Here is an 18,987-nt window from a genome sequence, read left to right as displayed (position 1 = left end):
ACTTCCCTTAGCCGTCTAGGCGAACGTTCGAGGTCGAGAAGACACTGCCGGCATCCATACCGAGAGAGCCAAGGATAAAGTAGGCCCCAAGCGCGATCACGACCGCAGCCGTACAACCGGCGACAAAAGCTTTCATAAACGAACCCTCCAAATCCTGTTTTTCGCCATTCTATTGCACAGCGGCCCTGTGGCAAGGCGCAGTTTCATTCAGTCTAATGGTGTCGAAGACCGCAGTTATCGGGTCACGGCCTCAAGATAACGCATCAGAGCGGCGCGATCCGCGCTGTCGGGGATCCGCTGGATCGGCATCTTGGTGCCCGGAGTCATGACGTCCGGCCCTTCGTCGAAGAGCTGGGAGATGGTTTCGGCCGTCCAGACGATGTCGGTATCCGTCAGGGCGGGTGAGTAGTTGTAGTCCGCGACGGCCCCTGCAGGACGGCCGAAAACGCCATGCAGCGTCGGCCCGGCCCGTCTCGATATGCCCGGCTGCACGTCATGACAGACCGAGCATTTGCGAAAAACCTCGGCGCCCCGCTGCAAGGTGGGGTCGACCGCCGCCAGCTCGCGCAAGGACCGGGCACCCGAAGCGACGGAAACGCCGATTTCCTTCCCCTGCTCCAGATCCCAGACACGGGCGACTTCGTCCGCACCGCCGGAGATCAATTTCCTGCCGTCGTCGAAGAAGGCGAGCGACCAGACCGGAGCCAGATGGCCATCCAGCACCGCTGCCGGGCCGCGCGCCTCCAAATCCCAAAGGCGGATGACGCGATCCGTGCCGGCGGAGGCCGCACGCCGGCCGTCAGGCGAAACGGCAAGAGCGAAAGCGGAGGCCTCAGGATGGCTGCCAAGCTCAGCCACTTCAATTCCTGCCTCCAGATCCCAGAGACGAACGGAACCGTCGACCTGCGTAGTCACGGCATGGCGACCGTCAGGGAGCCAGGCCGCCGAGGTGAAACCGACGGCACCGCCCGAGACTTCGCCCAACTGAGTGCCGTCGCCGACTCTCCAGGTCCTGAGGGTCATGTCGAAACCGGCCGACAGCAACTGCTCGCCGGAAGGCGAAAAGGCTACGGCGTTGACGGTGCTCTGGTGCCCCTCGAAAACCCCGAGGGGCTCCAGCGCCTGCAAATCCCAGAGACGGACGCTGCCGTCCCAGCCGGCAGAAGCCGCCTTGGTTCCGTCCGCCGAGACGGCCAGCCCCTGAACCTTGCCGGCGTGGCCCTCGAGCACCCCGACTTCACGGCCTGCCTCGGCATCCCAGACCCGCAAGGTCCCATCGTCGCTCGCCGAAACGGCCCGTCCGTCCGGTAAAAGTGCGACGGCATTGACCGAAGCCTGATGGGCGTCGAGCACCTCCAGCGCCTTCTGCTCCTGGAGGTCCCAGAAGATTACCGTGTAGTCGAAGGACGCGGTAAGGGCCCGGCTGCCGTCTGGCGAAACCGCCACGCCCTTCACAAAGCCACCATGACCAAGCAATTCGGCGCGCGCGGAACTGCCCAGCGGCAACAACGAAAGGAGCGCCGCGATACCCAGAAGGGCGGCGCCTTTTGCCCAAAATTTCATAAGCTTATGCACTTTGCCTGCCATGGTAGGACTGTAGCAAAGACCGCCTCTTCCCTCCAAGCGCTTGCACGACGCCGCGCCGGCTGGCAAAGGACGCGGGCTATGGCAGGCGCTCCGCTCGCAACCCTCATCTACGCTCCCAATGACGGCAAATCCGAGCTGCTGGCAGATTTCGCTGCACGCCGAAGGGCGGAGGGACTCACGGTCGACGGCGTAATCATCGAAACCCTTTGGAGCCGGCCGAAGACGAAGTCGGGTTTACAGGTGCGCGCCTTGAAGTCAAACGAAACCACAGCCCTGACCGAGCCCTATCGTGAAGGGATCGTGGTCGGCCGCTGGCATCTGCTGCCCGAAGGCCTGGCGCAGATGGCCCGCACTCTGGAAACGGCGGCCGCCGGACCGACCGATCTGCTCATCGTCGATAAGTTCGGCCCGCTGGAGGGCCGCGGCCTTGGCATGGCGGATGCCCTTCGCAAGGCCCTGACAAAGCCTTTTCCCATGGCTGTCGCGGTCCGTCGTGAGTTCGCGCCGGCGTGGCGCAGTTTCGTCGCCAAGGCGGCACCAGGCCGCCTGACGGCAAACTGCGAGCTGCCGCCCGACGAAGAGCGCCTCGAGGCTTGGTGGGACCAGGCAGCCGTTCCGGCCCTGACGCTCAGGGGCTCAAGTTAAGGGCGTCGTCCGTGGTGCGTCCGTAACTTTCGGCAAGGGGAGTCACCAGCAACGGCGCCAAGCCCTCCAAGCCACGCGCGTCCATCGCTGTGTAAGCGTCACCTTGCCAAAGAACCTCCGGCTGATCCGAATCGCGCAGTTGAGCGCTCAAGCTGACGAGTCCTTCACGCAGAATACGGACACCGGGCTGACTGCGTTGTCCGCCCAGGAGCGAATCCTCGGTATTGGAAATCACGTTTACGTCGACCTGAGCCTCGCCCAGGTTGGTTTGCGCACGGCCGAGCGTGGGGCCAGTCCGCTCCATCTGGCCCTGGCGCACCTGCAGATCCAGCATGAGAACGAGCGGCGCAGAGGGATCGACGGTTACACCGCGAGACTTCAAAGCCGCTTCGAAGTCGTCGCGCAGACGCAAGTTCAACTCGGAATCGTCGTAGACATCGACCGATACCGGCAGGACCGGAGCCGTCTCGGCAAACAGGGTCGCAGTGATCCTCGCCGCGTCGCCCTGCTGCGCCATGGCGCTCGACACGAAGAGCAAACCGACCAAAAGCGCCCGCCAGAGCATCGGCGTGCCTCCCTTTTCACCCGCCAAACGGATCGAAACGAAACCGACCGCTGCGGGAGAGTCAGGCCCGGCAGCGGTCGGAGTCAAGCAAGGCTGATGGATAAAACTACCGCCAGACGGTTCCCGCCGCGCGGCTTGGTTGCACCGTGTCGCGGGTGAAACGTCCGCCGCCGGAGTCCGGAAGCTGATACCCGCTCCGTCCGTGCCGGAAGGCCGGGATCAAATCTCCGGTCTCACGATCGACGGCTAGCCGGGTTACCCGGAAGGCGCTGTTCGAAGTTCCTCCGGGTTCCATGACCGTAACCAGCCATGCCCTCTGTCCGTCGACGTTTCCGGCCTGGGTCCTCAGCACCTCGACACCGTACCGCTCCGCGACGAGAGCCGCGGCTTCCTCCTGCGTTACGGCCAGAGCGGCTACAGGGACCGAGAGGACACCCACCGCCACACAGATCGCCGACAGACGTGAGAGGTATCGCATCCGCTACTCCGCCGCCTGGGGCTGTTTGCCGTAGTGGGGCGGCGTCTCGCCACGCACCTCGGCGACCCAGAGATTGTGGTGTTCGCGCGCCCAGTTCTCATCAACCTGGCCAGAGCCCATGGCCGCGAAGGCCCCCTGCATACCGAGGGAACCGATGTAGATATGCGCGACGATGATGGCGATCAGCACCAACGACACCAGGCCGTGCCACAGGGTCGAAAGCTGCATCTCCTGAATCGGCGTGATGTCGGTCGGCAGCCCGAAACCGAAGATGTTGAGCGCCGCGAAGGTCTTGGCCCACATATCGAACTCGAAGGGGAACATCATCGCGATGCCCGACAGCGAGAGCGACAGTCCACCGAGAATCGTGGACCAGAAGATCACCTTCTGACCCGCGTTGAATTTCTTCGACGGCGGGTGGCTGTGCTTGGTGAAAAGACCGCCGGCCTTGGACAGCCAGATCAGGTCGTACTTGTTGGGAATGTTGTGTTTGACCCACAGCACGAACATCAGGGTGATGCCCAGCATGAAGGGGAAGGCGAGAAAGTTGTGCGCGTACTTGCCGGCAATGGTCAGCCAAGAGAAAGCCTCCGGCCCCAGGACGGGCAGCAGCACAAAGCGTCCCCACAGAAGATTGATACCGGTCAGAGCCAGAATCACGAAAGAGGTCGCCGTCAGCCAGTGGGCGAAGCGGTCAAGGAAACCGAAGCGCTCGATTGTCCGGTCGGAAGGACCGGCCTCGATCTTGATACGGCCCCGCAGCACGAAGAACAGCGCCAGCAGACCGATCATTCCGAGCAGCAGCCAGGACCCGTAGACCAGCAGCGGCCCGTTGCGGACGTTGCGCCAGTTCTCGCCTTCGGACTGCACCAGAATTCCGGCTTTGGTATCCGGTATAGAGACCTCGCCCTGAATCCCGCCACGCACCGCGCGCCACATCTCGGCATCGCTCGCGCTGCCCAGCGTACCGCCCGGCACCGCACCGCCGGTAAGAGCTTCCTCCGGAACCTCGCGGCCCTGGTTCTGGGCCGCGGCGTCGGTCGTGGACAGCATGGCCATCGCCATAAAAGTAACGGTCGCCAGAGCCATCGCGGTGACACCGAAGCGCCGGATGTATCGATCGATCAGCTTCATCTCCTGATATCCCTCATCTGCAGCAGCTTCGCGGAGCCGCTATAGAGAGCGCTTTACAGCGCGCCCTGGTTCTTGGCGCGGGCGCGCAGTTCTTCAGCCGTCGTCCCACCCATGCTGTCGTCGTCTTGTCCCAGGTAGGTCCCCTTCTCGAACAAGAGAATTCGGTCCTGCTCCTCTTCCTTGCAGCCCGCCAAAAACAGACCGCCGAGCACGACCATCGTCGTCAAAGCAAGAGTCTCGCTCTTCGACTTCATTTGATCACCCCTCCTCTTTAGCCTCCGGTGGTGGCGCGCCCAAGGCGGCGTCTTGAACCGAGGCCGGTCTCCTCCGATGACCCGCCTCGAAAAAGCGGGCCAGGTCGCCGAAGTCTCACCTTCGTCGTTTTCCGCCGCGTCGACCGGCCCGAGATCGATCCAAGTCTGGGATCGATAGCGAAGCGCCCGACAAGACGGTTTCGACTCTCTTCTTATTGAACGCGCCTCCGTACCGGAGGCGAAAGGGCGACGGTCCCGCAGGTCCGCCGCCCCCACCTTTAACGAGCGGTCATGGTCCGATCGCCAGAGCACAGTGGCCGAGACGATCGGAACGCGACCGGGCGATCAGGAATCGCCCTTCTGCTCATAGGCAGTACCCCAGCCCCAAGCACCGGAGCCGAAGCCACGAGCGACGACGCGCTCGCGATAGATGTCGGAGACGGTATCGCCGTCACCGGCCAACAACGCCTTGGTCGAACACATCTCCGCACAGAGCGGCAGAGTGCCTTCGGCCAGACGGTTGCGGCCGTACTTGGCGAACTCCTCGACGGAGTTGTTCGCCTCGGGACCGCCGGCGCAGAAGGTGCACTTGTCCATCTTGCCCCGGCTTCCGAAGTTGCCCGCCTGCGGATACTGCGGCGCGCCGAAGGGGCACGCGTAGAAGCAATAGCCGCAGCCGATGCAGAGGTCCTTCGAGTGGAGAACCACGCCCTCGTCGGTCTGGTAGAAGCAGTCGACCGGGCAGACCGCCATGCACGGCGCATCGGAGCAGTGCATACAGGCCACCGAGATCGAACGCTCACCGGGCTTGCCGTCGTTGATCGTGACGACCCGACGACGATTCACGCCCCAAGGAACCTCGTGCTCGTTCTTACAGGCCGTGACACAGGCGTTGCACTCGATGCAGCGCTCAGCGTCACAGAGGAACTTCATTCTTGCCATTAGAGTTTCTCCCTCAGGCCCTTAAGCCGGCTCGATCCGACAGAGTGTGGCCTTGGTCTCCTGCATGTTGGTGACCGAGTCGTACCCGTAGGTCTGCATGGTGTTGCAGGCCTCGCCGAGCACGTAGGGGTCGGCGCCCGCGGGGTACTTGTCCCGCAGATCCTCACCCTGCCAGTGACCGCCGAAGTGGAACGGCATGAAAGCAACGCCGGTGCCGACGCGCTCCGTCACCATGGCCTTGACCTTAACCCTCGATCCCTCCGGACCGTTCACCCAGACCATCTGACCGTCACGGATGCCGGCATTGTTGGCGTCCACGGGGTTGATCTCGACGAACATGTCCTGCTGGAGCTCGGCCAGCCAGGGGTTGGAGCGGGTCTCGTCACCGCCGCCCTCGTACTCGACCAGTCGTCCCGACGTCAGGATGATCGGGTAATCCTGGGAGAAATCCTTCTCCTGGATCGACTTGTAGAGGATCGGCAGACGATACATCCGACGGTCCTCGTAGGTCGGGTAGTCGGAGACCAGATCGCGCCGGTTGGTGTAGAGCGGCTCACGGTGCAAGGGCACCGGATCCGGGAAGTTCCACACCACGACACGGGCCTTGGCGTTACCGAAGGGTGCACAGCCGTGCTTGATGGCGACGCGCTGGATACCGCCCGACAGGTCGGTCTTCCAGTTCGTCTTCTCGCCGGCGATGCCTTCGATGGTGGCACGCTCCTCCGCGGTCAGGTCGCTGTCCCAACCGAGTTCCTGGAGCATGGCCATCGTGAACTCCGGATAGCCGTCCGTGATCTCCGAACCGACCGGGTAGCTGCCCTCGGCGAGAAGATTCTCCCCTTCCCGCTCCACGCCGAAGCGGGCACGGAAGCAGAGGCCGCCTTCGGCCACCGGCTTGGAGGTGTCGTAGAGGTTCGGCGTCCCCGGATGGTTCATCTCGGCCGTACCCCAACAAGGCCAGGGCAAGCCGTAGAAGTCGCCGTCGGCCGGACCACCCTTCGCCTGAAGAGTGGTCTTGTCGAAGGTGGCCTGATTCTGCATGTGCTTCTTCAGGCGCTCCGGCGACTGACCGGTGTAGCCGATCGTCCACATACCGGTGTTGATCTCACGCAGCGTGTCCTCGATCGACGGCACGGTTCCGTTGACGGTGATCTGTTTGAACATCTCGTCGGCGAAACCGAACTTCTGAGCGAAGAGGTAGATGATCTCCTGGTCCGTCTTCGAATCGAAGAGCGGGTCGATCACCGCCTCACGCCACTGCAGCGAGCGGTTGGACGCCGTCGCCGAGCCGTAGGTCTCGAACTGCGTGGTTGCCGGCAGCAGATAGACGCCGTCGGTGCGGTCGTGCATGACGGCCGTCATCGTCGGGAAGGGATCGATCACCACGAGGAGATCGAGCTTCTTCATCGCCTTCTGCATGTCGGGCAGACGGGTCTGGGAGTTCGGAGCGTGGCCCCAGAAAACCATGGCCCGGAGGTTGTCCGGCTGATCCAGGTCTTCCTTCGCCTCAAGCGCCAGGTCGAACCAGCGGGAGACCGGCACGCCGGAGCTCTCCATCAGATCCTTACTCGCGAAGTGAGACTTGAGGTAGTCGTAGTCCACGTTCCAGACGCGAGACCAGTGCTTCCACGAACCGGCCTTCAAGCCGTAGTAGCCAGGCAGCGTGTGACAGAGCACGCCGAGGTCGGTCGCCCCCTGCACGTTGTCGTGACCGCGGAAGATATTGGTACCGCCACCCGAGGTGCCGATCACGCCCAGGGCGAGGCCCAGGGTGCAGTAAGCGCGGGTGTTATTGTTGCCGTTGGTGTGCTGCGTTCCACCCATGCACCAGATGATGGTGAAGGGGCGGTTGTTCGCCAGCGTCCGCGCGACACGCCGAAGCTGAGACCCCGGAACGCCGGTGACGCGCTCGGTCTCCTCGGGCGTCCACTTGGCCACCTCGGCCCGGATCTGATCCATGCCCCAGACGCGCTGGCGGATGAATTCCTTGTCCTCCCAGCCGTTCTCGAACACGTGCCAGAGGAGACCCCAGACCAGAGCCACGTCGGTGCCGGGACGGAACCGCACATACTCGTCGGCGTGGGCCGCCGTCCGGGTAAAGCGCGGATCCAACACGATCATCGGCGCGTTGTTCTGTTCCTTGGCCTTCAGCACGTGCTGCAACGACACCGGGTGCGCCTCGGCGGGATTGCCGCCGATCAGGAAGATGCCCCGACTGTTGTGGATGTCGTTGTAGCTGTTGGTCATCGCGCCGTAGCCCCAGGTATTGGCGACGCCGGCGACCGTGGTGGAGTGACAGATGCGCGCCTGGTGATCGACGTTGTTCGTCCCCCAGAACGCTGCAAGTTTGCGGAAGAGGTAGGCCTGCTCGTTGTTGTGCTTGGCCGAACCGAGCCAATAGACCGAGTCGGGACCGCTGGAGTCGCGAATCTCCAGCATCTTGCCGCCGATCTCTTCTATCGCTTCTTCCCAGCTGACCTTCTGCCACTTGCCGTCGACCAGCTTGGTCGGATGCTTCAAGCGGCGCTCGCCGTGCGCGTGCTCGCGCACCGACGCGCCTTTAGCGCAGTGGGCACCGAGGTTGAAGGGGCTGTCCCAGCCCGGTTCCTGACCCGTCCAAACGCCGTTCTGAACCTCCGCGATCACGGTGCAACCCACCGAGCAGTGCGTGCAGACCGACTTCTTGATCTCCACCGCACCGCTGGCCGGAGCCGCTGCGGACGCCTTCTTGACCTTGCCGAAGGTCAGGGCACCGGCCGCGGCAATACCGCCGGCGGCGAGCCCGGAACGCTTCAGGAAGGTACGGCGGTCAATCGCGCTGCCGGCCAGGCCGTTCAGCGCTTTCGACAAACGGGGGCCAGTTGCAACCCCATTCGTCTTTCTGGTGAGCATTGACCTCTCCTGAGTTTTTTGAAATGCGAGCCGGGTTCGACTTAGAACCTGGCCAGGTCGTAGTAGGTCTTGACGAGGGCCGTCTCGCGATAGCCCGCCGCCGTGGGCGACGTCACCGTCTCGGCCGCTTCGGCCTCGTCGGCACCCAGCGCAATCGCGGCTCCGGCCGCCGCCGCCGACCCGAGGGTGGCGGTGCGGAAGAAGTCGCGGCGGCTGACGCCCGTCTTCTCGCTCTTGTCCATGGGCTTCACCTTTGTCCTCTGGTGAACCGTTGCTCCAATGCGGCGTCCTCCCGTTCCCAGGTGGGGCCCGCCGCCGGCCCCATTCCGGCGCACCGCGCCGGGAGACCTCCTAGGCGGTCATCTCGAAGGCCTGGGCCTCGATCGCCAGGAAGTGACGACCGAGCGTACCGACAGGCATGTAAAAGCGCGCAGCCTTGGCTGCCTCTAGGTCCTCGAAGAACCGGGGCGCCCAAACCGCGATGTGAGTCTCGAAAAAAGTGCGTTGCGAAGCCAAATCCGCCGGCGCCGCAAAGGCCCCGGTGATCAGCGCGGTCATCATCTCCAGTTCGGAGGCGATGCCGTCCTCCGGCTCCTTGACGTCATCGGCCCGCGCCAAACCGAGGCGCTGCATGTCGCTGCGCAGCTTGGCCAACGGCTTCTCATGCAGGAAACCGGTGAGATAGTAGCTGCCGAAGGGAACCAACTCACCCTGGCCGACGCCGACGAAGAGGTCGAAGTATTCTTGGCGAATTTCCGCGACGTCTGTCGCGCGCGCGGCGCGTGCGAGAACCGCCAGAGCCTCTCCCAGCTCACCGTCGCCACCTTCGAGGCCTGCCACCTGGTTCAGCAACTGCTGGTCGGGCGCCTCACCCAACAGGCGAGCGAGCAACCCGTACCACTCGGCGCGCAGAAGGTCCTCTTCCGCGATCTGACGATCTCGATTCGTCTCGGCGACCTGCGCCAAATCTATCCCTCCTGACGGATCGTTGCCGTCTCGAGAAAGAGTATCCAAACCAGTCAAGTTGCCTGCGGAGAACTCTTCCTGCGAGCCGTCTCGGAACCCGCAAAACCCTAGCTTTGCCAGGGATTTTTCTTGTTTCGTTCATAGCATTAGAGGCCGTCGCGGAAGGCTGTGTCAACAGTAGGACATGCTGCAACTGCGAACACAAAACATCCCTGTGGAACTTTCTAAAGACGGTGAGCTACCCGCCTAATCTGACAGGAATATTAGGGTTACTTGCCCGTTAAAAACCGTTCAGACCTCTTCGGACCCCCCGTCAGGCCCGCCTGTCACGTCGGAAGCCGGCAGGAAGGCTCCCCAGCGACGTCGCGCCGCCCGCCCCTTCTCGAACTCAGTGGGCCGTTCAACGGGTGACGCAATACCCACCTGCTTCTCCGGAGAAGGCTGCGGGAGCGGTGTGGGGGACTCAATTTGCTCAACCCCAAGTATAACAACCTGATCTTCCGACTCGCGCTGATCCGCCGCAGGCTCGAGGCCGGCTCCCTGTCTTTCAGACGCTCCCGAAACCTCCCGCTCCCCGCCTCCGACCGTCGACCCAGCAACGGTTGCGTTGCCCGCACTCTCAAGGTCGGCCGCGCGCGGCGCGGCTTCGGCATCAGAGGTGGCGGCTTCCTCCTCCTCCGACTCCTCTTCCGGAAGCACGACGCCCTTGCCGACCTTGAAGACGGTCTGAAGGTTCGCAACGACAGTCGCCGCATCGGTATAGTCGAGGTCGTAGTCGTTCAGGCCATCCAGGATCCCGAAGACAGGGTTGCTACGCCACAGCCGCCGCAGGGCGCGGCGTTTCAACTCTTCCGGAACGCCTTCGCGGAGGAAGGCCTTGAAGTCGCTGCCTGGCCCCAGCGTGTCGGGATCCGGCAGCTCTTCCACTTCCTCCGGCGTCAGAGGGCGATGACTGTCGACGGGCTCAGCAGCCTCCGGCGCCTCTTGAAGCCGATGCGTCTGCTCGTCCGGCCGATCCTCCTCGCGCACCGCCTGTTTGCGACGCGCCCAGCGGGACAGGAAGGGGGCATCGTCTTCAGCCATGGCCGGGCTGCTTTCCGAATCCGACCTTACGCGGATCGTGCGGCTTGCGTTTGCGCTTGTAGAAAGGCTGGTCGACGTGATGACGGTCGACAAAGGCCTGCACGAAGGCGATCAGGTCGGGCGGCATGACCACGGGCTCGACCAGATCCTCGCCGCTGTCCAGGAAGTCCTGCGCCTCATAGGGGCAGACGGTAACGTGAACCGGCACCCAGTCGTGCGCGACCTCCAGATCGGTACCCGACCGCAGCACCACGAAGACCCGCGGCGGCTCCTGACTGAGATTGACCTTGTAGCCCTCTGTCTCCTTGCGAAAGAGCTCGCAGGCCAGAGTGCCCGCGTGGAAATGCTCCCAGGGTCCGGCTGTCGCTCCAGCCGCATCCTCGTCCATGCCGGACCTGAGGCTGCGCCAGTCACCCTGCGGATCGAGCGGTGGGGCACCGGGGATGACGGCGACCGGGCGCCAAGCATGCTTGATCCAGCGGTGCTCGACCGCCCGCTTTTCCAGCACCACACCTAAGGGCACCGAGTCCTTGATCTCGGCCACAAGCAGTCATCCCTCCTGGAGTGCCCGGCTACATCGGCCAGGCAACGTATGATTTCCATACTGTATATCTTCAAACGGTAAAGATAGGTCGGTGCGCGAGCCTCGTCATCCTCAGGGATTCTGTGGGAATTCGCCGAGGGTTACCGGCTTAGTCGAGAGTCGAACGGCCGACGAGCGGACTTCGCCGGCGGGAGGGGGTTTTGCTACCGGGAACCGGTTTCCTGCCCAAGGGAACCTGATCTGGGTCAACGCGCTGCCGGCATCCCTCCTGCGAGGGTTGCCACACAGTCCGGATCGGATGAGAAAAGTAAGCGGCGGAGGGCTTGACCTAATGTACGGCGAACATCACGACCTGGTGCACGAACTACCGGAGCACCGCGAGACGATTCACACTCTGAAAACCGAAAACGCTCACTTCGCCCGCCTGTTCGATCAGTATCATCAGGTGGACAAGGAAATCCGCCGCGCCGAACAGGAAATCGATGTGATCAGCGACGAGCATGCCGAGGAGCTGAAGCGGAAGCGCCTCGCGCTGAAGGACGAACTCTTCGCCATGATCCGCAAACACGAGGCCGCTGTCGCCTGACGGTACGACCGCTCCAGGGGCGGCCAGAGCGAGGTCGAACCGGTGCCGCTCTCCAGAGTCCATCGCAGAGTCTGCCACGCCCTAGCCGTCGTCCCGCCCCGAGTCATCGGCCTGCTGATTGCTGCGACCGCTGTCACATTTGGATTGGGCGCTCCGGCCGGAGCGCAGAGCCTCGTCGACCTGGAGTTGGTCCTGGCCGCAGACGGTTCGGGGTCGATCGACGACCAAGAGCTGCGGTTGCAGCGTGATGGCTACGCTGCGGCGATCACCCACCCCAGCGTGCTGTCCGCCATCGCCGCCGGCGAGACCGGCCGAATCGCTCTAGCCTACGTGGAATGGGGCGCTGCGGACTCCCAACACACCATCGTCGACTGGACCGTGATCGAGGGGCCGGACTCGGCCGCCGCCTTCGCAGCGGAGTTGCGCCGTCAGCCCCGCGCCGCGCGCGGATGGAACTCGATCTCCGGAGCCATCGACTACTCGGCAGACCTAATCGGCAGCAATGCCTTCGACGCCCCACGCAAAGTGATAGACGTGTCCGGGGACGGGCCGCAGCGCGGCGGTCGGCCAGTCGAGGTTGCACGCGACGAAGCTGTTCTGGCTGGCATTACGATCAACGCCCTGGTGCTGAGCACTCCCGGCGGCGGCTACCCTGGTCCCGGCGGCATGCCCCTGGCAGACCACTACACGCTCTCCGTCATCGGCGGTTTCGGTGCCTTCGTGATGACGGCCGATCGCGGCGAGTCCTTCCGTAACGCCATCCTCGCGAAGATGATCCGCGAGATCGCGGACAAACGCCCCACCGGCGGCCCGACCGGCGAACCAAACGGCGGCCCCACCGACGCGCTCCAGGCCGACCGCCGCTAGCCTCGGCAATCGCAAGATCTCGACAAGAACATCGCAGGACTGCACCACGAGGGGTGGAGTCGTCTCGCCACCCGCTCTACGGTCGGGATTTGGATCGTATCCGGCTTGCCGGCGCTCGATAGCAACGACTCCTGATGCCAACGCTTCTTCGTGAGGGACACTCCAGATGGATCTTCTGTCCGCCGCCCAGACCTGTTTTCCCCGAGACTACGCCCATGCACGCGAGAGCTTTCTCACCGCCTGCCAACGGCAGGGCGTCGAGGCGGTCGGCTTCGCGAATCCCCATCGCGGCCCGAGGGGCGAGGAATTGTCCACCGATGCCGCCTGGTTCGGGCCGCAGGATGCGCGCGCTCTGCTGGTGATGATCAGTTCGACCCATGGCGCCGAAGGCTTTCCGGGCTCGGCCGCCATGCTCGACTGGATCGGCTCCGGCGGACCGGATCGTCTACCCAAGGGCGTGGCCCTGCTGGCGGTTCACGCCATCAACCCCTACGGCTACGCGTGGTTGCGGCGGGTCACCGAAGAGGGCGTCGACCTCAATCGGAACTTCATCGACTTCGCACAGCCCTTGCCGGAAAACCCCGGTTACGACGCCCTGGCGGAACATCTGGTTCCGGCCTCCCTCGACGCGCAGACGCTGGCGACCGCCGACGCGGCGATCGAGGCCTACCGCGAGCAGCACGGACAAACCGGCCTGACGGTCGCCCGTACTGGAGGCCAGTATCGCCACGCCGGCGGCATGTTCTACGGCGGCACCGCGCCCACCCACGCACGGCGCACCCTGGAGAAGATCGTGGCACAGTGGAACCTGGCCGAGCGCGATCTGGTCGCGGTGGTCGACTATCACACCGGCCTCGGCCCCTTTGGTTACGGCGAGCCGATCAGCGACCACACACCCGACTCCCTCAACGTCGAACGCGCGAAACGCTGGTACGGCCGCTCGGTCACGCAGCCGCGCCTCGGCACCTCCTCGTCGGTACCGAAGACCGGCCTGGCGGAGACCGGCTGGGAACGGATGCTCGGTGAGAAGGTCAGCTTCGTCGCGCTGGAATACGGCACCTTCCCGCCGACCAACGGTCTGAAGGTGTTGCGCGCCGACCACTGGCTGCACAACAGCCGCAACGTCGACTGGGACGATCCGCAGACCCAGGAGATCAAGCGTGCCATCAAGGACCACTTCGCGCCCGACGATCTGGACTGGCGCGAGATGGTGATCTTCCGAAGCCGTCAGATCCTGCGTCTCGGACTGGCCGGACTGGAGCAGGAACTCGCCCAGGCCTAGAGTAGGATTCACGTCTCAGGTGGAAGCCAAACGCCTTCACCTGAGACGATCGCACTCTAGGGGGAAAGCGGTTTTGGACTTCGTGACCCAGGTTGTGCTGCCGTTGGCGCTCGCCTTCATGATGTTTTCTATGGGCCTGGCACTGGTCGCCGACGACTTCAGGCGCGTGGTGGCGCGACCCAAGGCCTTCGCGGTCGGGGCCCTCTGTCAGATGCTGCTGCTGCCGTTGATCGCGCTGCTTCTGGTGCTGGGCTGGCAGGTCAGCTTCGGGCTCGACCCAGTGCTAGCGGTGGGCTTTCTCATTCTGGCCGCCTGCCCCGGCGGCGTGACCTCCAATCTGCTGACCCACCTCGCGAAGGGCGACACCGCCCTGTCGATTAGTTTGACGGCCATCATCTCCCTCGCCAGCGTCGTCACCCTGCCCTTCATCGTGAATTTCGGCATCGACCTCTTCCTCGGTCAGGAGGCGGTCCATCTGCCGCTGGCGAAGACGGTCGCCGGCATCTTCGCGATCACCACCGTACCCGTCCTGATCGGCATGGCGCTGCGCCGTTGGGCACCCGCCACGGCCCAGCGCCTGGAGCCGCCGGCACGCGTCCTGGCCACGCTGTTGTTCGTGCTGATCGTGGCCGGCGCGGTCGCGGCCGAATGGGATCTGGTGCGCCGCAGCTTCGCGGAGGTGGGCGCCGCCGTGCTGACGCTCAATCTGGCGACCATGGCTCTAGGTTGGTTCGTCGCCCGCGCCGCCCGGCTGGACCGCCGCTCAGGCATCGCCATTTCGCTCGAGACCGGCCTGCAGAACGGCACGCTGGCGATCTTCGTCGCCGCCACCCTGCTCGGCAACGAGGCCATGATCGTGCCCGCAGGCGTCTACTCCCTGGTCATGTTCTTCACCGCCGGCGCCTTCGTCGCCGCCCTGATCCGCCGCCCGGCGGTGGCGGAGGCTTGAAAGTTGGCTTAGGGCGCTTCGGCTTCCTGCGTCAGTGGGCGGCTGAGCAAGGCCGTCATGGCCTCGGCAATCGGCTGGCTCTCGTGGACCACGGCGCGAACCGCTTCGCAGATCGGCAGTTCGACGCCCAACTTGCGGGCCAGGTCAGTCACCGTGACGGCGTTGACCACACCCTCGACCACCGCCTGACGACGGGAGAGCAGAGCCTCGACCGTCTCCCCGCGCCCCAGGCCCAGACCGAAGGAAAAATTACGCGATTGCTCGCTGGAGCAAGTCAGGGCCAAATCGCCCAGTCCGGCCAGACCGCTGACGGTCTCGCGCGCACCGCCCAGCGCCTCGGCCAGACGCTTGATCTCCGCCAGGCCGCGCGTGATCAGGGCGGCCCGCGTGTTGGATCCGAAGCCCAAGCCCTGAGCGATCCCACAGGCAATGGCGATGACGTTCTTGACGGCACCGCCGATCTCAACGCCAACCAGGTCCCGACTGAGATAGATACGGAAGTTCGGGGTACTGAGAGCCTGCGCCAGGCTTTCGGCCAGCGCCCCCTCTTGCTCGGCTGTCGCCAGCGTGACCGCCGTAGGCTGGCCGGCCGCCACCTCGGCGGCGAAGGTCGGCCCGGAGAGTACGGCCAGGGGGCGACCCGGCATGGCCTGCTCAACCACCTGGGTCATCAGCAGCCCGGTTTCACGCTCGATCCCCTTGGCACAGACGATGACCGGAATACCGGCGGGCAACACCGCCTCCACCTGCTCCGCCACCGGGCGCAGGAACTGGGACGGCACCACCAGCAGCACCGCCTGGACAGCGGCGCAAACCTTCGAAAGATCGCTGCCGGCGATCAAGGCTTCGGGCAAGACCACACCCGGCAGGAAAGCCTTGTTCTGATGGGACCGGTTGATCGCCTCCACCACCTCGGGTTCGCGTGCCCAGAGCCGTACACGGCCTCCAGCCCGCAAGACGGTCAGCGCGAGCGCGGTTCCCCAAGCGCCGCCGCCAACCACCGCGAAGCTCTGGACGTCGACCTCAGATCCTCTACGGCCTTCGCTCATCGCGCCCTCTCACTGCCGTCGATCCAGTAGCCGGAATAGCCGAGCTTGCCCCGCACCGAAAGCGCTTTGGCCGGCAGCAGGACGCCGGCTTTCGGTCGGAGGCCTTGAAAAAGCGAGCCGTTCAGCCGATTTGGCACTTGTGCGATGCAGCGAAAGCTTTGCGGTTTCCTTTGACAGGAACGGGAAAGCCTGCGCAGTCTCCGCGCCGACTTAGCAGCGTTCTTGCCGCGTATCGACCGTCGTGCCCCAAGGGCCGAGGGTTCCTGCCAGAACGCCAAGCCTTTTCCAACCTACCCAAGTCCAGGAACGCGGGACTTGTGCCCGTTAAACCTCTGCCGGTGCCGAAAGCCGGAGCCGTACGGACTCCGCCTTCACGACTGGACGGCTTGCCCGAGTCGACGCACACCGGCTGGACTTGAGAGAGAGTAAGACTTCATGACCGCTTTCGATACGCTCGGCCTGGCCGAGCCCCTTCTGCGTGCTGTCAAACAGGCCGGCTTCACTGAAGCGACGCCGATCCAGGCGCAGGCCATCCCCTCCGCGCTGGAGGGGCGAGACATGCTGGGCATCGCCCAGACCGGCACAGGCAAGACCGCAGCCTTCGCCCTGCCGATCCTCAACCGCCTGCTGTCTCAGCGCGGCCGCCCAGCGCCCTGCACCTGCCGCGTGCTGGTGTTGGCCCCGACCCGCGAGCTGGCGGCCCAGATCGAGGCCAGCTTCCGCACCCTCAGCAAGTTCATGCGGATCTCGACCGCGCTGGTCACCGGCGGTGCCAAGCACGGCCCGCAGATCGGCGCCCTGAAGCGCGGTGTCGACGTGCTGGTGGCGACCCCAGGCCGGCTGATCGAGCATCTGGACAACCGCATCATCCGACTGAACGAGACCCAGGTCGCTGTGCTGGACGAGGCCGACCACATGCTCGACCTCGGCTTCCTGCCGCCGATCCGCAAGCTGATGGGCCGGCTCCCCGAGCAGCACCAGACGCTCCTGTTCTCAGCCACCATGCCGAAGGAAATCTCCGGCCTGGCGGACGACCTGCTGAGCGATCCGGTCAAGGTCGCCGTGACCCCGGTCGCGACGACGGCCGAGCGCGTCGCCCAGAAGGTCTACCTGCTGGACGCCGGCATGCGCCGGGATCTGCTGGTCGACTTCCTGCGTCAGCCCGAGTTCTCCCGGACCCTGGTCTTCACCCGCACCAAGCGCGGCGCCGACCGCCTGACCAAGCAGCTCGCCGATCGCGGCGTGGTCGGAGCGGCCATCCACGGCGACAAGTCCCAGAGCCAGCGCACCCGCGCTCTCGAGGCCTTCAAGAAGGGCAAGCTGCCGGTGCTGATCGCCACCGACGTGGCCGCGCGCGGCATCGACGTGCCCGAGGTCAGTCACGTGGTGAACTTTGAGTTGCCCAACATGCCCGAGGCCTACGTTCATCGCATCGGCCGTACGGCACGCGCCGGCAAGGAAGGCCTCGCCATCTCCTTCTGCACCAACGAGGAGCTGGGCCTGCTAAAAGACATTCAGAAGGTCGTCGGCACGCTGGAGCAGGACGACCGCCGCAGCCCCGAAGGCCGGCGCCAGGCCGCCGCCGCCCAGAAGCAGCCGCCGAAACGCGCCAAGCGCAACGGCGGGGGCAACCGGAACCGCAACCAAGGCTTCGGCAAGCCGAAGCAGGGCGGCCAGCGCCAAAACCAGGGCCGACCCCAGCGGCGTCAGGCGGCCTAGGTAGACGTAAATCGTCCTGCGCGGATGCCGCCGCACGGCCGCGCAGGACGAGAATCGGTTGCGAGGTTGGCGCGCTGTCAGTCATCGCCTCGAAACAGATCAGCAGACACCGTGTCTGCCGGCGCGGCAGCCGCAATCAGACGGAAGATGGATCGTTTCGGCTGACCGGGCTGTAGAGCCTAACTGGGGCCGCCAAGCCTCGCAGGGCATGCAGACCGAGATCGTCGAGCGGCTCGGTCAAGCAGCGCGCGACCTGTTCGGTCATCAAAAGCGGGTGGCCGAGCGACTTGGTCAAGGTCTCCACTCGGCTTGCCAGATTCACCGCCTGGCCGATCACCGTGAAGTCCAGCCGCTCCGGCGCTCCGACGTTGCCGAAGAAGACGTCCCCGGCGTGTAAGGCGATACCGCTGCGCAGCGGCCGCCAGCCCTCGATGCCGGACAGCTCCTCGGGCGGATCGACATTGAGGGCCTCCAGCGCTGCCAGCGCTTGCTGCGCCGCGGCCAGAGCGGCTCGGGCCGCCGCTCGCTCGTCGGCAAAGGCGGCATAGGGGAAGACCGCGAGCAGTCCGTCGCCGACGAACTTCAGGACCTGCCCGCCCTCTGCTAAGACCGCGCCGGCCAGCCGCTCGAAATAGGCGTTGAGCAGCGCAATCACCGCCGGGCCCGGAAGCCGGTCCGACAGGTCGGTAAAACCGCGCAGGTCGGAGATCCAGATAATCGCCGAAATCGGCGCACCCGATCCGCGTTTGATCGACCCGCGCAACACCCGTCCACCCGCCTCGGCACCCAGGTAGGTCGCCAGCACGTTCCCGCTGATCCGAAGAGCGATATGGCGCTCGACGTGCAGGGCAAAGAGCCGGAGGAGACGGCTGAGATCGTCGAACTGCGTGGCGGTGAAGCCGCCAGCCTGGCGTGTCGCGGCCGTGGCGGCATTGTGGTAGGCGCCGCCGGCATGCAACGGCAGGGCCACGTACTCCGTCATACCCTGCTCGACCAACTCCGCCATCAGCGGGAAGCGGGCGCAGGTCTCGGCGTCCCGCAGATCGGCGCGCACCGTCTCACCATGCTCGATGACCCGGAACAGCGGATTGCGGCGGTAGGCCTCGCTGCCAACCGCTGCCTCGGCCACCTTGACCTCGTCGCAGAAGCCGTCGGAACGGTTCCAGTTCCAGGCGAACCCGAAGAGCTGCGGATGCAGGGTCCCGACGTGCAGGCTCGCCCGGTCGAGCGGTAGGCCTGCCGCCACCAGACGCCACAGGAAGGATTCGATCAAGGGCAGCAGATCCTCGATGCCCAGGGCCTCGCCGAGAAGCCAGCTTTCGATCTCCGCCACTGAGCTTGAGTGCGGTGCGGACGCCGCGCCCTTGACGCTTCGCTGAATCAAAGACACCCAGGGCGGGTAGACGCGCGGCGCTGCGTCTGGCGGCGCGGGCGGCATGGGAGGG

The 18,987-nt window shown here is 64.9% G+C and carries 19 protein-coding genes and 1 pseudogene; 6 read left to right on the top strand and 14 right to left on the bottom strand.

Annotated features, from left to right (window positions below; translation table 11 throughout):
• Window positions 1-7: 7 nt before the first annotated feature.
• Window positions 8-136, bottom strand: coding sequence for a hypothetical protein (locus ACO054_RS02830; RefSeq protein WP_268877937.1), 129 nt, complete (start codon window positions 134-136; stop codon window positions 8-10).
• A 98-nt stretch (window positions 137-234) separates the two neighbouring features.
• Window positions 235-1,563, bottom strand: a complete 1,329-nt coding sequence (locus ACO054_RS02825) for a c-type cytochrome (protein WP_421708931.1) — start codon at window positions 1,561-1,563, stop codon at window positions 235-237.
• A 102-nt stretch (window positions 1,564-1,665) separates the two neighbouring features.
• Between ACO054_RS02825 and ACO054_RS02820 the strand changes: the two genes are divergently transcribed.
• Window positions 1,666-2,232 (top strand): DUF2478 domain-containing protein, encoded by a 567-nt coding sequence (locus tag ACO054_RS02820; RefSeq protein ID WP_421708930.1) that lies wholly within the window; start codon window positions 1,666-1,668, stop codon window positions 2,230-2,232.
• Here the strand turns inward: ACO054_RS02820 and ACO054_RS02815 are convergent.
• The 10 genes and pseudogenes from ACO054_RS02815 to ACO054_RS02770 form a co-directional block, all read right to left on the bottom strand.
• Window positions 2,216-2,797 carry a hypothetical protein gene (locus tag ACO054_RS02815; RefSeq protein WP_421708929.1) on the bottom strand — a complete coding sequence of 194 codons (582 nt, stop codon included), beginning with the start codon at window positions 2,795-2,797 and terminating at the stop codon, window positions 2,216-2,218. The genes ACO054_RS02820 and ACO054_RS02815 overlap by 17 nt on opposite strands.
• Window positions 2,798-2,903: 106 nt before the next feature.
• A complete protein-coding gene (locus ACO054_RS02810; protein ID WP_421710408.1) occupies window positions 2,904-3,275 on the bottom strand; it encodes a hypothetical protein in 372 nt (123 codons plus the stop codon).
• 111 nt (window positions 3,276-3,386) lie between these two features.
• Window positions 3,387-4,067: pseudogene (locus tag ACO054_RS02805) on the bottom strand (formate dehydrogenase subunit gamma); the annotation flags it as partial.
• Window positions 4,068-4,462: 395 nt separating this feature from the next.
• A complete protein-coding gene (locus ACO054_RS02800) occupies window positions 4,463-4,663 on the bottom strand; it encodes a hypothetical protein (RefSeq protein WP_421708928.1) in 201 nt (66 codons plus the stop codon).
• 345 nt (window positions 4,664-5,008) lie between these two features.
• Window positions 5,009-5,605 carry a formate dehydrogenase FDH3 subunit beta gene (fdh3B, locus tag ACO054_RS02795; RefSeq protein ID WP_421708927.1) on the bottom strand — a complete coding sequence of 199 codons (597 nt, stop codon included), beginning with the start codon at window positions 5,603-5,605 and terminating at the stop codon, window positions 5,009-5,011.
• Window positions 5,606-5,626: 21 nt separating this feature from the next.
• The gene (locus tag ACO054_RS02790) at window positions 5,627-8,497 is read right to left on the bottom strand and encodes a formate dehydrogenase subunit alpha (RefSeq protein WP_421708926.1); all 2,871 of its coding nucleotides are present in this window, start codon (window positions 8,495-8,497) and stop codon (window positions 5,627-5,629) included.
• A 41-nt stretch (window positions 8,498-8,538) separates the two neighbouring features.
• Window positions 8,539-8,739 (bottom strand): hypothetical protein, encoded by a 201-nt coding sequence (locus ACO054_RS02785; RefSeq protein ID WP_421708925.1) that lies wholly within the window; start codon window positions 8,737-8,739, stop codon window positions 8,539-8,541.
• A 109-nt stretch (window positions 8,740-8,848) separates the two neighbouring features.
• Window positions 8,849-9,463, bottom strand: coding sequence for a TorD/DmsD family molecular chaperone (locus ACO054_RS02780; RefSeq protein WP_421708924.1), 615 nt, complete (start codon window positions 9,461-9,463; stop codon window positions 8,849-8,851).
• A 291-nt stretch (window positions 9,464-9,754) separates the two neighbouring features.
• Window positions 9,755-10,546, bottom strand: coding sequence for a DUF3306 domain-containing protein (locus ACO054_RS02775; protein WP_421708923.1), 792 nt, complete (start codon window positions 10,544-10,546; stop codon window positions 9,755-9,757).
• Complete coding sequence (locus ACO054_RS02770) at window positions 10,539-11,090, bottom strand: DUF3305 domain-containing protein (RefSeq protein WP_421708922.1); 552 nt, start codon at window positions 11,088-11,090, stop codon at window positions 10,539-10,541. Before ACO054_RS02770 ends, ACO054_RS02775 begins: the two co-directional genes overlap by 8 nt.
• Before the next feature lie 331 nt (window positions 11,091-11,421).
• On the opposite strand from ACO054_RS02770, the gene ACO054_RS02765 reads away from it, so the two are divergent.
• The 4 genes from ACO054_RS02765 to ACO054_RS02750 all read left to right on the top strand — a co-directional run bounded on the left by ACO054_RS02765 (window position 11,422) and on the right by ACO054_RS02750 (window position 14,774).
• Window positions 11,422-11,676 carry a YdcH family protein gene (locus ACO054_RS02765; RefSeq protein WP_421708921.1) on the top strand — a complete coding sequence of 85 codons (255 nt, stop codon included), beginning with the start codon at window positions 11,422-11,424 and terminating at the stop codon, window positions 11,674-11,676.
• A gap of 42 nt (window positions 11,677-11,718) precedes the next feature.
• The gene (locus tag ACO054_RS02760; RefSeq protein ID WP_421708920.1) at window positions 11,719-12,543 is read left to right on the top strand and encodes a DUF1194 domain-containing protein; all 825 of its coding nucleotides are present in this window, start codon (window positions 11,719-11,721) and stop codon (window positions 12,541-12,543) included.
• A 166-nt stretch (window positions 12,544-12,709) separates the two neighbouring features.
• Window positions 12,710-13,825 (top strand): M14 family metallopeptidase, encoded by a 1,116-nt coding sequence (locus ACO054_RS02755; protein WP_421708919.1) that lies wholly within the window; start codon window positions 12,710-12,712, stop codon window positions 13,823-13,825.
• 82 nt (window positions 13,826-13,907) lie between these two features.
• Complete coding sequence (locus ACO054_RS02750) at window positions 13,908-14,774, top strand: bile acid:sodium symporter family protein (RefSeq protein WP_421708918.1); 867 nt, start codon at window positions 13,908-13,910, stop codon at window positions 14,772-14,774.
• A gap of 8 nt (window positions 14,775-14,782) precedes the next feature.
• Here the strand turns inward: ACO054_RS02750 and ACO054_RS02745 are convergent, their stop codons facing one another.
• Entirely contained in the window at window positions 14,783-15,823 is a 1,041-nt protein-coding gene (locus ACO054_RS02745; RefSeq protein ID WP_421708917.1) for an NAD(P)H-dependent glycerol-3-phosphate dehydrogenase, read from the bottom strand.
• Between the two features lie 435 nt (window positions 15,824-16,258).
• On the opposite strand from ACO054_RS02745, the gene ACO054_RS02740 reads away from it, so the two are divergent.
• On the top strand, window positions 16,259-17,542 hold the full coding sequence (locus ACO054_RS02740) for a DEAD/DEAH box helicase (protein ID WP_421708916.1): 1,284 nt from the start codon (window positions 16,259-16,261) through the stop codon (window positions 17,540-17,542).
• A gap of 136 nt (window positions 17,543-17,678) precedes the next feature.
• Here the strand turns inward: ACO054_RS02740 and ACO054_RS02735 are convergent, their stop codons facing one another.
• Window positions 17,679-18,980, bottom strand: a complete 1,302-nt coding sequence (locus ACO054_RS02735; protein ID WP_421708915.1) for an adenylate/guanylate cyclase domain-containing protein — start codon at window positions 18,978-18,980, stop codon at window positions 17,679-17,681.
• Window positions 18,981-18,987 lie beyond the last annotated feature (7 nt).

The organism is Algihabitans sp., from assembly GCF_965226985.1.
In the GTDB taxonomy this organism is placed as follows: domain Bacteria; phylum Pseudomonadota; class Alphaproteobacteria; order Kiloniellales; family DSM-21159; genus Algihabitans.
Note: the sequence above shows the minus strand (reverse complement) of the source record. Positions and strands in the feature narration are given on the sequence as shown.